General features: G+C 60.5%; 12 protein-coding genes and 2 pseudogenes. 4 read left to right on the forward strand and 10 right to left on the reverse strand.

What is annotated here, in order from left to right:
- The 4 genes and pseudogenes from NKJ90_RS32515 to NKJ90_RS32530 all read right to left on the reverse strand — a co-directional run.
- Window positions 1–165: transposase zinc-binding domain-containing protein (locus NKJ90_RS32515; protein WP_352487704.1), on the reverse strand; the 165-nt coding region annotated here is incomplete at its 3' end.
- 266 nt (window positions 166–431) lie between these two features.
- Window positions 432–693, reverse strand: a pseudogene (locus NKJ90_RS33650) (hypothetical protein); the annotation flags it as partial.
- 431 nt (window positions 694–1124) lie between these two features.
- Complete coding sequence (locus NKJ90_RS32525) at window positions 1125–1835, reverse strand: pentapeptide repeat-containing protein (protein ID WP_023762587.1); 711 nt, start codon at window positions 1833–1835, stop codon at window positions 1125–1127.
- A 182-nt stretch (window positions 1836–2017) separates the two neighbouring features.
- Complete coding sequence (locus tag NKJ90_RS32530; protein ID WP_352487696.1) at window positions 2018–2617, reverse strand: YdcF family protein; 600 nt, start codon at window positions 2615–2617, stop codon at window positions 2018–2020.
- Window positions 2618–2659: 42 nt separating this feature from the next.
- On the opposite strand from NKJ90_RS32530, the gene NKJ90_RS32535 reads away from it, so the two are divergent.
- Window positions 2660–3265 (forward strand): cytochrome b, encoded by a 606-nt coding sequence (locus tag NKJ90_RS32535; RefSeq protein ID WP_352487697.1) that lies wholly within the window; start codon window positions 2660–2662, stop codon window positions 3263–3265.
- Here NKJ90_RS32535 and NKJ90_RS32540 read toward each other — a convergent pair.
- Genes NKJ90_RS32540 through NKJ90_RS32555 form a run of 4 tightly spaced genes read right to left on the reverse strand, consistent with a single transcriptional unit; the run spans window position 3248 to window position 8307 of the window.
- Window positions 3248–3682, reverse strand: coding sequence for a YqaA family protein (locus NKJ90_RS32540; RefSeq protein ID WP_352487698.1), 435 nt, complete (start codon window positions 3680–3682; stop codon window positions 3248–3250). The genes NKJ90_RS32535 and NKJ90_RS32540 overlap by 18 nt on opposite strands.
- A 6-nt stretch (window positions 3683–3688) precedes the next feature.
- The gene (locus tag NKJ90_RS32545) at window positions 3689–5200 is read right to left on the reverse strand and encodes a multicopper oxidase family protein (RefSeq protein ID WP_352487699.1); all 1512 of its coding nucleotides are present in this window, start codon (window positions 5198–5200) and stop codon (window positions 3689–3691) included.
- Window positions 5201–5249: 49 nt separating this feature from the next.
- The gene (cueR, locus tag NKJ90_RS32550) at window positions 5250–5705 is read right to left on the reverse strand and encodes a Cu(I)-responsive transcriptional regulator (RefSeq protein ID WP_352487705.1); all 456 of its coding nucleotides are present in this window, start codon (window positions 5703–5705) and stop codon (window positions 5250–5252) included.
- On the reverse strand, window positions 5692–8307 hold the full coding sequence (locus tag NKJ90_RS32555; protein WP_352487700.1) for a heavy metal translocating P-type ATPase: 2616 nt from the start codon (window positions 8305–8307) through the stop codon (window positions 5692–5694). Before NKJ90_RS32555 ends, cueR begins: the two co-directional genes overlap by 14 nt.
- A 177-nt stretch (window positions 8308–8484) precedes the next feature.
- Between NKJ90_RS32555 and NKJ90_RS32560 the strand changes: the two genes are divergently transcribed.
- Window positions 8485–8688 (forward strand): heavy-metal-associated domain-containing protein, encoded by a 204-nt coding sequence (locus NKJ90_RS32560; RefSeq protein ID WP_352487701.1) that lies wholly within the window; start codon window positions 8485–8487, stop codon window positions 8686–8688.
- 113 nt (window positions 8689–8801) lie between these two features.
- Window positions 8802–11300 carry a DUF2231 domain-containing protein gene (locus tag NKJ90_RS32565; RefSeq protein WP_352487702.1) on the forward strand — a complete coding sequence of 833 codons (2499 nt, stop codon included), beginning with the start codon at window positions 8802–8804 and terminating at the stop codon, window positions 11298–11300.
- On the opposite strand, the gene NKJ90_RS32570 is transcribed toward NKJ90_RS32565, so the two are convergent.
- Complete coding sequence (locus NKJ90_RS32570; protein WP_352487706.1) at window positions 11284–11628, reverse strand: hypothetical protein; 345 nt, start codon at window positions 11626–11628, stop codon at window positions 11284–11286. The genes NKJ90_RS32565 and NKJ90_RS32570 overlap by 17 nt on opposite strands.
- Before the next feature lie 57 nt (window positions 11629–11685).
- Window positions 11686–11979: pseudogene (locus NKJ90_RS32575) on the reverse strand (ferredoxin--NADP reductase); the annotation flags it as partial.
- Between the two features lie 607 nt (window positions 11980–12586).
- On the opposite strand from NKJ90_RS32575, the gene NKJ90_RS32580 reads away from it, so the two are divergent.
- Window positions 12587–12766, forward strand: a complete 180-nt coding sequence (locus tag NKJ90_RS32580) for a recombinase family protein (RefSeq protein ID WP_352487703.1) — start codon at window positions 12587–12589, stop codon at window positions 12764–12766.
- The last annotated feature ends 728 nt before the right edge of the window (window positions 12767–13494 follow it).

Consider the following 13494-nt stretch of genomic DNA (forward strand, 5'->3'; position numbering starts at 1 on the left):
GTTATAGGCTTGCCGCACGAGACCGCAGTCGGCGCAGTGTTCGGCGTGACCGCCCAGGGCCGCGGTCCGGCACGCCTCCACCGCGCCCATAACCCGGCGCTCGACACGCCCGAGATGGCCGGCATGGTTACGGCCGAATCGTCGGCGATGCGCCGCCGCCCGCATGGCTGATGGCGATGCTGGGCGGAACGACAGATGCATGGTGAAAGGGCTTCGTGGTGCAACCTTTGGAGAAACGAGAAATGCGGATTGGAAGGCAAATGCTAATCGCTCTACGGGGGCTGGTTTTCGCGGCGATGGAATTTCGCTTCGGATTATTTAAGGCCACGGCTGGCGCTAACGAGATAATTTGATAAATGCTGGCATTTTGTCGTCCTGCTACGCAAATGTCAGCTTTTCGCTCTAACAATGTCCTTTGGCTGTAATGCCGATCAAGCACCGAAGTTGGCGCGATGGCGGCGGAGAAGACCACGCTCGGCGCTGGCGATGGTCGCCTCGAAATCTTTGGCTTGCCGGCGACAACGTCCCAGCTAGGCGAAAGTTTGCTCGACGACCGGTCGTCGCGGCGGGCACCTCAAAGCCCTTGGCCGTGTCGGAGCGCTTGATGATTTCGATGGTCCATGTGCCGAGATTGGCCAGAGCCTGCGACAGTTTTTCTCGGGCGGGAACGGTCCGGCAATGCCCGCCACTGGCAGCCGGTCAGGCGATGTAGAGATGTAGAGAAGTGCGTCCACGACCGCCCGAAGGTCTGTCGCCAACGCGTGGGTGTTACAAGGGATAGAATGCCGGCGCCCGTTTGAGGGCGCTCTTTTGCTATCGTCGGCAACGTGATGGCAAGTCGGGATCGCGCGTCACGAGCTCGAAAACCACGACTTGTCGCAAACGAAGACAACGGGACGACCGCGGACTGATCCGCGAACCCCTCGAGTTGTGTGCGTCAAGTTGTGCAAAAATGGCGTGGCGGTAGCTGTGACGTCGGTGTCCGCCGCGCAACTCCCGTGTGTAGCGCCTTATTCGGTGCCTAAATTAGTGCCTAACCTCTTCCGATGATGAATCGCCTGGGTTGCGGCTCGCTGTCTTCGTCTTCCTCGGCGTCCTTGCGGTGATGGGCGGCTTGCCGACAACTATTCTTGCTGGAATTGACAGGGCCAATCTTCAGGCCTCGTCAAGCCAGAAGGCAACTCGGTCCGGGCGTCTCCGCAAGCCATGTTGAGCTGCCACTGGGACAGACCCGCCGAATTGGAAAGATCGAGGCCCTCGATACGGGTCAGAAAGAAAAAAGCGCGGTCAAAGTCTATCGGCGCGGTGAACGTCGCTCCTCGGAAGTCCGCCCGCGCGAGATTGGCAAACGAAAAGCGGCTGCCGCTGATATCGGCTTCATGGAACTGCGCTCGCCCCAATTCCGCCTTTGTGAAATCAACATTGGTCAGATTGGCGTCCTGGAAATTCGAGCGCTGCACTTCCGCGCTCGCAAACACAGCGCCCTGCGCGTCCATACGGCTGAAGTCGGTCCTGTAAGCCTCGATTTTGTCGAACCGGGCGCCTTTGGCGGTCGAGTCGGCCAGGGAAGCACGCACAAGCGTTGCCTTCTCAAAATTTGCCGCACGGAGATTGCTGTTCCTGAGGTCGGTCGAAGTGAAATCAACACCGAACAGGTTCGCCCCGCTCAGGTCCTGTCCTTTTAGGATGAGAAGCTTTTTGTCACAGTCCTGCCAATTGACGCCAGGCGTCGCGGCTGCGTCGCAATTTTGAGCGGCAGTGGCGTTCTGCCAAGCAAATACAGTGCAAACCGCTAGAACCAAGCCGGATGCGCCGTAAACTCTGGTTCGTCTCATTGTTGCTGGACCTCTGCTACTCGCCGACAATCAACCTTACCACATCTGCTGACACTCAAAAGCGACGGCGTTTTTCCCGCTAATCCCGCTAGTCCCCACCGCCAAATGAAAAGCCCGCCACCATGAGGCAGCGGGCCAAAGGTAGCAGCGTGTTACCTTTTAGGCGCCCTACCCGCTAAAAATCAGACCGGGCTGGTCGTTCTTCGCGGTCGTAATCCCCTCGTCGCGATGTTCGCCTGGCTTCGGCCGGACGGAGGCTGCGCTTTGGGTGCCGTTCTCGCAGGTGTTTCGTGATCGTTCTTCCATGTCGATGCGTTGCGGTGCACGCCCAGCGATACGAGAATGTCGCGAGCGACTTGGGACTCCGTCAGTGCGCCGGCGCCGTCGATGTGGCCTAATCCTCCCGACAGAAAAATCCTTGCATCGGGATAGCGCCTGCTGAGATCGACGGTCGCGGTCAGCCGTTCTCCCGCCTCATTCATCGCTAAGGTGCCGCGGTCGCCGCTGATATGAGTGTCGACCGCTCCGCCAAGAAGAATTATGCCGGCGACCGGCCTGTCGATCACCGGTTGGGGGAAGCGGTCTTCTAGTGCCATCAACGCCGCCGGTCCCAGAGGGCTCCAGCCGGAGATGGCGAGCAACAGAACCGAACTTATGATGCATGCCCGTCCGAGGTGGGATCTGCCGAAGAGCGTGGCGAGGACGCCGATCAGCCCGAGGAGGGCGACAAGATTGGAAGGGAGCAGGAAAAACTCGATGAGCTTGGAGATGACGAAAAACATCAGACACTCGCGCTCGCATTTGACAACCGGTGCGCCTCAGAGATGAGGGAGAACCCACGCCTGCACTGGCATTCCGGCATTCGTCTGCTGCATTGGCTGACCGTAATCGCGCTTTCGGCGCAAATCGCCATTGCCTTCGGGCCGATGAACGGACCAGGGATGGCGACGATGAACTGGCTTCCGCTCCATATGTCGATCGGCGTGACGATCCTTGCCATCATTGTTCTCAGGCTTTGCTGGCGCATCTTCACCCAACCCCCTGTCAGGCACACCTCACGGTTCGTGCGGTTTGCGACTGCTTTCTTCCACGTGTTTCTCTACGTGATGATTCTTGCCGTCCTGATAACGGGATGGCTGGACTATCGGCCAATGCCTTTCATGCCTCCCGCACGGCTTTTCGGAAACTTGCATGTGCCGTTGGCGCCATCGGTCGGCGGGCTGTCGGCAAGGGCTTTCGCGTTTGTCCATGCCAAGCTGGTCTGGATAATGCTTGGATTTGTCGGCGTTCACATCCTGGCTGCCTTTGTGCATTTCCTGGTGCTTCGCGATGGTGTCATGCGCAGCATGTTCTTTGGACGGCCGAACATCGCTCACCGGGAAGCGCAGCTCGCGGTCGACGAGGCCGGAAGCTCACGCGAACGCCCATAATCCTCCGGCAATGACAGCCGCGTACCGCGCCGCCTTGCCCACGGCGACGAGAGCAACGAACACCCCGAGATTCACGCGGGCTGCGCCAGCCGCAATGGTGAAAGCATCTCCGGCAAACGGCAGCCAGGCAAAGAGCAGCGTCCATTCGCCAAAACGTCGGAACGTCCGGCTTGCCTGCTCATAGCGCTCGGGACTTACCGGAAACCAGCGCCTGGTCCGGAGCGTGTCGATGCCGCGTCCCAGAATCCAGTTCACCACCGAGCCGAGCGTATTGCCGATCGTGGCGACCGCGAGCAGCAACCCCGGATCACCGCGGCCTGATGCAATCATGCCGGCAAGCACCACCTCCGATGAGACCGGCAGGATAGTTGCGGCAAGGAACGCGCTGAGGAACAGCGCGCCATAGAGCGCAGCCACCTCGGCCTATGCCTGCACGTCAACAATGCCCATCATGCCGAGCTGCTCATGCTCGAGGATGTGGCAATGATACATGCGCGGCCCCGGCCGGTCCTGGCGCAACAAGAGCCGCACCGTCTCGCCGCGTGCCACGTTGACGGTGTCCTTCCAGGCCAGATACGCAGGCTTCGAGACCTTGCCATCGCGTTCGTGCTCGACCACTTGAAACTGCGTGCCATGCACATGGAACGGATGGTCCATGTCCGCCTTGTTGACGATCTCCCAAAGCTCGACTTGTCCTGCCTTGGCGACCACGTCGATGCGGTTCATGTCGAAGGCCGCGCCGTTGATCAGGAACCCCATCTCCATGCCGCTGGCGTTCATGGCCATGGTTTCGGTGAACACGAAGCGCCGGCTGACGGCAGGGGCGCCGAGGGGCGCGATTGGCCGCAGCCGGTCTGGCAGCAGCGGGACCGGCTCGGCCGGTGTCCGCGAAACATTGACCGTGAGCAGCGTCAGGCCTGCATCGGCAGGACGGCCTGCGCCCATCCAGCCGCGATCGTAATCGAGCGTGTACAGCGTTGCGGGGCCGGGCTTGTCGAATGACACGATCAGTTCAAGGCGTTCGGCGGGACTGAGAAGGATCTCGTCGGCGGCGATCGGTGCGTCCAACAGGCCACCGTCTGTTCCGATAATTGTCATTGACGCTTCAAACGCCAGTCGAAGGAACCGCGCGTTTGTCGCGTTGTAGAGCCGGAAACGCCGCTTCGTGCCAAAGGGAACTGTTAGCCGGGGATTCTTCTGTCCGTTGACAAGCACATGATCGCCGACGCGCCCGTTCATCAGGTCGGTCATCGTGTTGTCCGGCATCGTGCCATCGGCGGCAAGGCGTAGGTCGGTGAACACCAGCACGGTGTCGCCATAGGCGGCCGGGATCGGATCGGCCTTCGGCTTGACCACGAACGCACCGGCGAGGCCGCGATAAACTTGCTCGGCCGTCTTGCCGTGCGGATGCGGATGGTACCAGTAGGAACCAGCGCTGCCTTCCGGCAGTTCGAAGCTGTAGGTGCGGTCGGCGCCAGTTGCGACGGGGTCCATCGGATTGCCGTCCTGGTCGGCGGGCACCGGCATGCCATGCCAATGGATGGTGCTCGTCTCCTCGGGAATTCGGTTGGCGAAGGTGATCTCGACCCGGTCACCCTCGACCGCCTCGATCAGCGGCCCGGGGCTGGTGCCATTATAGCCGAGGATCGGCGTGTCCAGCCCTTCGGCGAAGCGAAACTTGGCCGGTTCGGCCGTCAGTCGTGCCTTGAAAGCACCGGGAGTCATCGATCCGTTCGTGAGGCGGGTAAGCTCGCGCAACGGCTCGCCTTCCGGGAGCGCGAGCGCGTTGGCCGGTGCTGCACCCATGTCATGGCCCATGTGACCCATGTCCATGCCGGACATGTCATCCATGTTGTCCATCTTCATCTGTGCTGCGGCGCGCCGGCTCGCAAGAACCGTCGCGAGGCCGGCCGCCAGAAACCCACGTCGATGCATCTGTCGTTCTCCTCGATCACTCATCCAAGGTTTGCGGAGAGAGCGCGTCCTACAAGGACTGCCGATGCCCGGCCGGGTCAATGCGGCGTTTGGCCCGCTTGATCGGCCCCGCCTCGTGCCCGCTGGAAAGTTGTTCGATGATCGGGCAATGCGGTCGACCATCGCCCTGACAATGCTCCGCCAGATGACGCAGAGTTTTTGACATGTCGCGGAGCTCTCGCATTTTGCGTTCGAGCTCGGCAACATGTTCCATAGCGATCCGCTTGACATCAGAGCTCGCCCGCGAGCGGTCGCTCCAGAGAGCGAGCAGGTCGGTCATTTGGTCAACCGAAAAGCCTAGATCGCGTGCCCGGCGAATGAAGCGTAGCGTATGGATATCGTCGTCCGAATAGACCCGATAGCCGGCGTCAGTGCGGGCGACGTTGGCGATCAGCCCGATCGACTCATAGTAGCGGATCATCTTGGCCGAGACGCCAGATTCCGCGGCAGCTTCACCTATGTTCATGGTTGCATTCCTGCAGGTTGAAAGTCCCGGCGACATCAGATCCGGAACTTAGAGCAAAACGTATCGGCACAAATCTGTCATACGACTTGAACGGAGAATTGACCGGCTTGTGTCCTGTCGTCGATTGGATCCGGAAACGCCTGAGACGCAAGGCATTGGTCAGAACGAACACGCTAGACAGCGCCATGGCACCAGCCGCCAGCATCGGTGACAGGAGCGTGCCGTTCAGCGGATAGAGCACACCAGCGGCGACCGGGATGAGCGCGATGTTGTAGGCAAAGGCCCAGAACAGGTTCTGGCCGATGTTGCGGATTGTTGCTTTGGAGAGCGCGATCGCGTTGGCCACACCGCGGAGATCGCCCGACATCAAAACAACATCGGCGCTTTCGATGGCGATGTCCGTACCGGTGCCGATCGCCATACCGACATCCGCTGCAGCAAGTGCCGGCGCATCGTTGATGCCGTCACCTACGAAGGCAACCCGAGCGCCATGCTCGCCAAGCCGCCTGACGGCCTCGACCTTGCCGTCGGGCAGCACCTCGGCGACGATTTCATCGATACCGATACGCCGCCCGATCGCCTCGGCCGTACGGCGGTTGTCGCCGGTCACCATGGCGACCCGAAGCCCAAGCGAATGCAGCGCCTTGATAGCAGCGGGCGTCGATGCCTTGATCGGATCGGCTACGGCGATGATCGCGGCGAGCTTGCCATCGACGGCGGCATAAAGCGGGGTCTTGCCTTCGTCGGCAAGGCGCGCCGAGGCTGAAGCAAAGGTCGAGATGTCCAGGCCGAGCTGGATCATCAGGCGATCGGCACCGACCTCGATCTTGCACCTTTCGACGCCAGCTCTCACCCCAAAGCCAGGAATGGCCTCGAAGTTCTCGACATCAGCAAGCACAAGCCCGTGCCGTTCGGCCGCTTGCACGATCGCCTCGGCGACGGGATGCTCGGAGCGTGCCTCGACTGAGGCAACGAGCCGGAGCACGTCGGCTTCGACAAAACCGTCAGCCACGACGAAATCGGTCAGTTCGGGCCGGCCCTCGGTGAGCGTTCCGGTCTTGTCGAGAGCAATGACCGTAGCGTCACGCAACGTCTGCAGCGCCTCGCCCTTTCGGAAGAGCACGCCCAGTTCGGCCGCCCGCCCCGTACCGACCATGATCGACGTCGGCGTAGCAAGGCCCATGGCACACGGGCAGGCAATGATGAGGACGGCAACGGCGTTGACCAGTGCAAAGGACAGCGCCGGCTCAGGTCCCAGCACAAACCAGGCTCCGAAGGTAAGCAAGGCGGCCGCGATGACGGCCGGCACGAACCAGGCCGTAATCTTGTCGACCAGCGCCTGGATCGGCAGCTTTGAGCCTTGGGCAGCCTCGACCATGCGGATGATCTGGGCGAGCAGCGTTGCAGAACCGACCTTGGTAGCGCGAAAGGAAAAACTGCCGGTCTTGTTGATGGTGCCACCGACGACCTCCGCGCCGATTCCTTTGGCTAAGGGCAGCGGCTCGCCAGTCATCATGGACTCATCGATGAATGATGATCCCTCGATGATCTCGCCGTCGACCGCGATTTTTTCACCTGGCCGAACCATAACTATGTCACCAACCCGTACCTCGGCGAGAGGCACTTCTATCGTCACGCCGTCCTTGACGACGTGCGCCGTCTTGGGCTGCAAACCGACGAGTTTCTTGATCGCCTCGCTGGTCCTGCCCTTGGCCCGCGCTTCGAGGAAGCGTCCGAGGAGGATCAGCGTCACGATCACGGCTGCGGCTTCGTAGTAGACGTTGGCAGTGCCTGCCGGCAAGACGCCGGGAATCAAGGTCGCAACGAGCGAGTAGGCCCAGGCAGCACCGGACCCTAGCGCCACCAGTGCGTTCATGTCCGGCGCGCCCCTGAGAAGGGCCGGCACGCCCTTGCGGAAGAACCGCAAGCCCGGACCAAATAGAACAATCGTGGTCAGGACGAATTGCAGCCGCCAGTTCCAGTCGCCAAGTGTCATCATCACCCAGTGATGGAACGCGGGCACGAGATGGGAACCCATTTCGAGAATGAAGACAGGCAGCGTCAGAAGCGCGGCCAGCGCAAGCGAGCGACCCAGCGTCCGAATCTCGGCTTCGCGTCCGTCGCGCTCACGGTCCTTGTCCGTCTCCGGCAGGATCTGGCGCGCCTGGTAGCCGACTGCCGCCACCGCTCTTTCAAGCGTGGCAGCCTCAATCGTGCCCGCGATGATCCGGACGGTGGCACGCTCGGTTGCCAGATTGACACTGGCTTCGGTCACGCCCGGCACCGCCTTTAGCGCCCTTTCGATGCGCGCGACACAAGAGGCGCAGGTCATTCCTTCGAGGGCGAGTTCAATCGTGTCCGCGCGCGTCTCGTAGCCTACGGCCGATACTGCCGCAATGACGGGAGCAAGGTCCGGCTTGCCGGCAAAAGTCACCTCGGCACGTTCGGTCGCGAGATTGACCGATGTCCCGACGACCCCCGGCGCGGTGGCAATGGCCTTTTCGACGCGCCGCACGCACGAGGCGCACGTCATACCCTCGATGCCGATCTGAATTGTGACCGGAGCGGGTTCGGCTGTCGTGTGCGGGGTAATGGCGTTCATAGTTTGCAACTCCGTTCTGGGCTGTTGCCACATCATAAAAAGGTTCCCACGATTGGAAGGTCAAGAGGCAAAATTCAACCAATGCTTCCTAACGATCCGAATTCCAAAAAAGTCTCTTGACCTTCCAACGATGGGAAGCCCCATAAGGTCTCCATCAACAACAAAAGGAGAGCTGCAATGTTGAAATTGAGGGTTCCGGATATGAGCTGCGGCCACTGCGCCAGCACGATCGAAAAGGCCGTAAAAAGCGTCGATCCGACGGCTCAGGTGGCGATCGACCTAGGATCATCGACGGTCGCGGTGGAGACCAAGGCGGACGAAACCGCAATCCGGGACGTCATCAAATCTGCCGGCTACGACAACGAAAAGTTGGCGGCTTGAAGACATCGGAGGCCAGCGCGGATCATAAACGCGCTGGCCGCGTTCATGAGCCTTAAGGCTTGGTGCGCCGGGCCGTCTGACAAACCTCTGCGAAAAATCAAAGGCGGCCTGTCATGCTCGTCCAACCGATCGACTATTTTCTTGTTGCCTGGTTCTCGATTGCCGCTGTCTCGACGCTCTATGTCGGCTTCGACCAATACCGCAACAATCCCGAACCGGTGGTGATGAAATGGGGTTTCATCCTGGTCACCCTCTATATGGGTCCACTTGGATTGCTGCTTTATGTACTTGCCGATAAGGAGCCACGGCCCGGCGAGCACGAGGACTTCACAAAGCCCCTGTGGAAGCAGGGCGTGGGCTCGACCATCCACTGCGTTGCCGGCGATGCGACCGGCATCATTCTCGCTGCCGTCGTCACGGCAACGTTAGGCCTGCCGATGTGGCTCGACCTCATCGTCGAATATCTTGCCGGCTTCGCCTTCGGCCTGTTCATTTTCCAGTCGCTGTTCATGAAATCGATGATGGGCGGCACCTACTGGGAAAACGTGCGCAAAAGCTTCCTGCCCGAATTCATTTCGATGAACTTCATGATGGCGGGTATGGCGCCGGTCATGAGTTTCCTGATGATGGGGCGGGACATGCGCGCGATGGAGCCGACGGAACTTCTGTTCTGGGGCGTGATGTCGATCGGCGTCATCGCCGGCTTCACGCTCGCCTATCCTTCCAATGTCTGGCTGGTCGCCCGCCGGCTGAAGCATGGGCTTATGACGCAACGCCAGGAGCAATCCGCAGGACATGATGTGGGAACGCAGCACGCGCATAGCGAGGCCTCCGCAAAGCCGGCAGAACGCCATGCCGGACGAAAAGAGAAGGCCGCGCCTGCCAAGGCAACCGCCGAAGCGCACCAAGGTCATTCTCATCATCATGCCGGCGACAGCGGCGAGCAGCAGCATGGCCAGCCGGAATTTCCCGTCGTCGCGGCGATCGGCCGCCATCCCATTCATCCGATGCTGGTTCCGTTGCCGATCGGGCTGTTCGTCGGTGCGCTTCTCTCCGATCTGGCGTTCTGGATTAGTGGCAATGCGTTCTGGGCGACTGCTTCAGTCTGGCTCGTCGCGACGGGATTGGTGGGTGGTCTTGCCGCAGCGGTGGCCGGCCTGACGGACTTCCTTGGCAGTCCGCCAATTCGCAAGCTGTACCATGCTCGCTATCATCTCGCCGGCAACCTCGTCCTGCTCGCCATCGCGGCGGTCAGCATGGCTGTGCGCCTTTCCCTTGGTCCGGCGGATGCCGTGTTGCCGTGGGGGCTGCTGATGTCGGTCGTTGTTGTGGGGCTGCTTGTCTATACCGGATGGCACGGTGGTGAAATGGTTTTTGGCCACGGCGTCGGTATGCAGCAGCACGAGCACGGTGCTTCTCATACAGCGCACGCGATGCCGGCCCATCACTCGCAGCAAGGAGGCCATTCATCTCACACCGGTCACGGCAGCGGCGGTCACCAGATGGAGACGGACGCCACGACGCCGCAGATTGCAGCGCTCAGTATGGTGTCGCTGTTTGCGCTGGCGATCGGCATGACGGCGCCGGCGAACTGGCTGAACCTCAGGCTGTCGGCCCGTGATGTCGGCGGCGTCATCATGCCGCGCGGCATGATCATGGACCGTGACACACCGGCCGATGCCATGCGCGACATGGCGGCGACCGATCCGCGACGCGTGACCGCCACGTATGACCTTGCGGCCAAGGGCGATCAGGAACTGCCGTTCCGCATGGAGAATGGCGTGAAGGTGTTCGAACTCAGGCCATCGGCGATCCGCTGGCAGATCCTGCCCAACGTCGCTGTCGATGCCTATGCCTATAACGGCCAGATTCCTGGTCCGCGTATCCACATCCGCCAAGGTGACCGTATCAGGATCAATGTGACCAACGACCTGCCGGAGGAAACAACCATCCATTGGCACGGGATGATCCTGCCGAACCAGATGGATGGACCGGCTGAGATTACCCAAGCGCCGATCGAGCCTGGACAATCATATTCCTATGAATTCACGGCGACCCAGCATGGGACTTATTTTTATCACCCGCACGCCAAGCCCGACCGGACCCAGGCCCTCGGCCTCTACGGCGCGCTGATCATCGATCCCGCAAAGCCCGCCGACGAGGTAGCCGCCGACCATGACTATGTGATCGAGCTTCAGGAATGGCTCGTTCGTGAAGGCCTGACGTATCCCGCGATGCCCATGGACGGCGGCATGCCGAATTTCTTCACCATCAACGGCAGGGCCTACCCCTCTACCGAGACGATCAAGATGAAGGTTGGCGAGACGCTGAAGGTGCGTTTCATCGGCACCAACAACGGCTTCATCCACCCGATGCACATCCATGGCGGACCTTTTGAGGTGGTCGCCCGCGACGGCGAGACGATCCAGCCCTCAGCCCGCTTTTTTGCTGATACGATCAATGTCGGGCCAGGGCAGCGATATGACGTCGTCTGGAAGGCACAGCGGCCCGGCAAATGGCTGATTCACTGCCACATCCCGCATCACACGACGAACAACAATGTCGAGGAGAAAGGCGGCGGCGGGCTCATGGTCGTCATCGATGTTGAGTGAAAAACCTCCTGCCGGCGAGAAGGCGATGGGCGAGATATCCGACCTTAACCAGCGCAAGAGCAAGAGCAATCCCGATCGCTGCGTACCAGCCAGATCCGGGGAATCCCTTCAGACCGTTGCCGAATATCGAAACGACGGCGCCGGCATGCAGCGTCACCAGCGCGGTCACGGCCAGTACCGTTGAGACCACCGGAATGAACCGCCTGCACCGATGGCCGGTGACTTTGCCGTTCTGATTTGGGCTGATTTTGTTGAGATCGAAACCGGTGAACTCTTCGGCGTGTATGCTAGCCTCGTCGACCCCTGAACCACCGAGCATCGTCTTCATGGCGCCGGCCATCTCCGGCAGCCCGGAAATGCAATAAACGGGAAGCCGCAGGTCATCGACATGCTTTGAAACCAGGGAATGGCTTATGCGTCCGGTTTCGCCTGTCCAACCAGCCGAAGCTTCGGTCATCGTCGCAACCAGTGTGAAAGACGGGTTCTGCTCGGCTAGTTCTTGCAATTCCCTGAGATACGCAGCGTCCGCCGGCCGCCGGTTCGAATAAAACAGAAACAACCGGTGCGACGGCTTTCGCTCGATTGCGTCCTTGATCATCGAGAAGGCCGGGACAATGCCAATGCCTCCGGCGAGAAAAACTGCCGGCCGCGTGCAGTGCGAAACCTCCGTGCGGAACATCCAGTAGCACCTGGATGAGAACCTTGTCCCCCATTTGCAGGCGAGCCAGAACCCGCTTGAATGCCGTGTCACGCATCCTCATGGCAATCACCAGATCAGTTTCCTGGGGTGTGCTGGCAAGTGAGAAAAAACGGCTGTTGCCCTCGCGGTCCGTTTCGACAGGATCGAGGAGCGTCATCCGCACATGCTGTCCCGCCTTAAACCGAAAGCCGTCCGGTCTCTCGAAGACGAAAGCCCAGCTGTCGTCCGCGATCTGCGTCTTGCCCTTCAGCGCCACCTCAAACGAAGCCGCCTTCATTGAACCGCCCAAGCGACCATGCATCCTACGATAGCGATCGTGATCCATGTGGTCTTCCTTGCGTCACGATAACGTACGTGCCGTATGTGCCTTAGGCTGCGCGGTCTTCGTCACATCATTTTCGATCGGTTCAGTCGTTGTGGACGAGCCCCATTCACAGTGGCGTTGCCCAATTGCACAAGTTGTACGTTAATGGACACTGAGTCCAAAATCCTTTTGCCGGACATATTGCTGCAAATGTCCGATACCGGGCAATCAGCGCAATTCGACCCCCAAGGGCCTGTAGCGCGAGGGATAGGGTCACAGAGAATGTCCACGGTGAGCGGGGCTGACCCGATCGACACGCGCCCCGGCTTTCAAGGCCTCCTTGAGTACATGGCGGGCAATGGCGCTCGGGTGATCCTGATAGAGAACGCCAGCCCGTGCGCGCGTGACCTTGCGGTGCAGATCGCGGGCCATAGGCTGTTGCAGGTCTTGGCTATGAATTGATCCCGGTCGATGCACCGGACAGCTTCAGCGATGACACGCCTACGGCAGCCATGGTGCGGCAGATACTCGGGGCCGGGCTGAGTGTGAGAAGGCGCAGCTTGCGGACTTGTGGCGAAGCGCAAGGGCGCACGTGACAGGGCCTCCAAGGCCATTGGACGGCGTGCGGAAGGGAACCACGGTTACCGCGTGGGCAAGCCGGACCTGGCCCTTCAACTTCGCCAAAACCGCTGCAGCCTGATCCGCCCGGACGCGTCCGTCTGAAAGCGATCAGCGTTGCAAGGGTCGTCGACGTGCGGGGAAATGAGCGCTTACCTACGAAACGCATTTCACACGACTTCACACCTACCGACCGGGGCTGTTCTCCCAGCGTTGCAGCTGCCGGAGCAATGCCAACCAGGGCTGGGGATAATGTGAGGCCGTGTGCCTCTCTATCTGTTCTGAGACCGCTTTTATATGAGATCCAATCCCTCAGAGCCCCGCAAATTGCTTTGTATGAGAAACCGTCACCACCAGCAGCAAAAGGAACGAATGTGAACTTCCAAGACATGCGCCTTGATCAACTCGGGGCTCAGGCCTACCCGAAAGGGCAGGCAGTGACCTGTAAGATTTTGTCATCCGCACATTTGAAGCCTATGCTTCCCATATCGGCCGCCAGCGCTTCGGACGCAGCCGACACTAAGAGGTACGCGCTCTTGCCCGTCAGGGAGAGAGCCATGCCCCAATCCCTT

It is taken from the genome of Mesorhizobium sp. M0051 (genome assembly GCF_040323235.1).
In the GTDB taxonomy this organism is placed as follows: Bacteria; Pseudomonadota; Alphaproteobacteria; order Rhizobiales; family Rhizobiaceae; genus Mesorhizobium.

Bases quoted from the DNA above. Each gene is read 5' to 3' on its own strand.
- NKJ90_RS32535 (WP_352487697.1), top strand. From the start codon at position 2,660: ATGAGGGAGAACCCACGCCTGCACTGGCATTCCGGCATTCGTCTGCTG.
- NKJ90_RS32560 (WP_352487701.1), top strand. From the start codon at position 8,485: ATGTTGAAATTGAGGGTTCCGGATATGAGCTGCGGCCACTGCGCCAGC.
- NKJ90_RS32525 (WP_023762587.1), bottom strand. From the start codon at position 1,835: ATGAGACGAACCAGAGTTTACGGCGCATCCGGCTTGGTTCTAGCGGTT.
- NKJ90_RS32545 (WP_352487699.1), bottom strand. From the start codon at position 5,200: ATGCATCGACGTGGGTTTCTGGCGGCCGGCCTCGCGACGGTTCTTGCG.
- NKJ90_RS32530 (WP_352487696.1), bottom strand. From the start codon at position 2,617: ATGTTTTTCGTCATCTCCAAGCTCATCGAGTTTTTCCTGCTCCCTTCC.
- NKJ90_RS32555 (WP_352487700.1), bottom strand. From the start codon at position 8,307: ATGAACGCCATTACCCCGCACACGACAGCCGAACCCGCTCCGGTCACA.
- cueR (WP_352487705.1), bottom strand. From the start codon at position 5,705: ATGAACATAGGTGAAGCTGCCGCGGAATCTGGCGTCTCGGCCAAGATG.
- NKJ90_RS32565 (WP_352487702.1), top strand. From the start codon at position 8,802: ATGCTCGTCCAACCGATCGACTATTTTCTTGTTGCCTGGTTCTCGATT.
- NKJ90_RS32580 (WP_352487703.1), top strand. From the start codon at position 12,587: ATGTCCACGGTGAGCGGGGCTGACCCGATCGACACGCGCCCCGGCTTT.
- NKJ90_RS32570 (WP_352487706.1), bottom strand. From the start codon at position 11,628: ATGAAGACGATGCTCGGTGGTTCAGGGGTCGACGAGGCTAGCATACAC.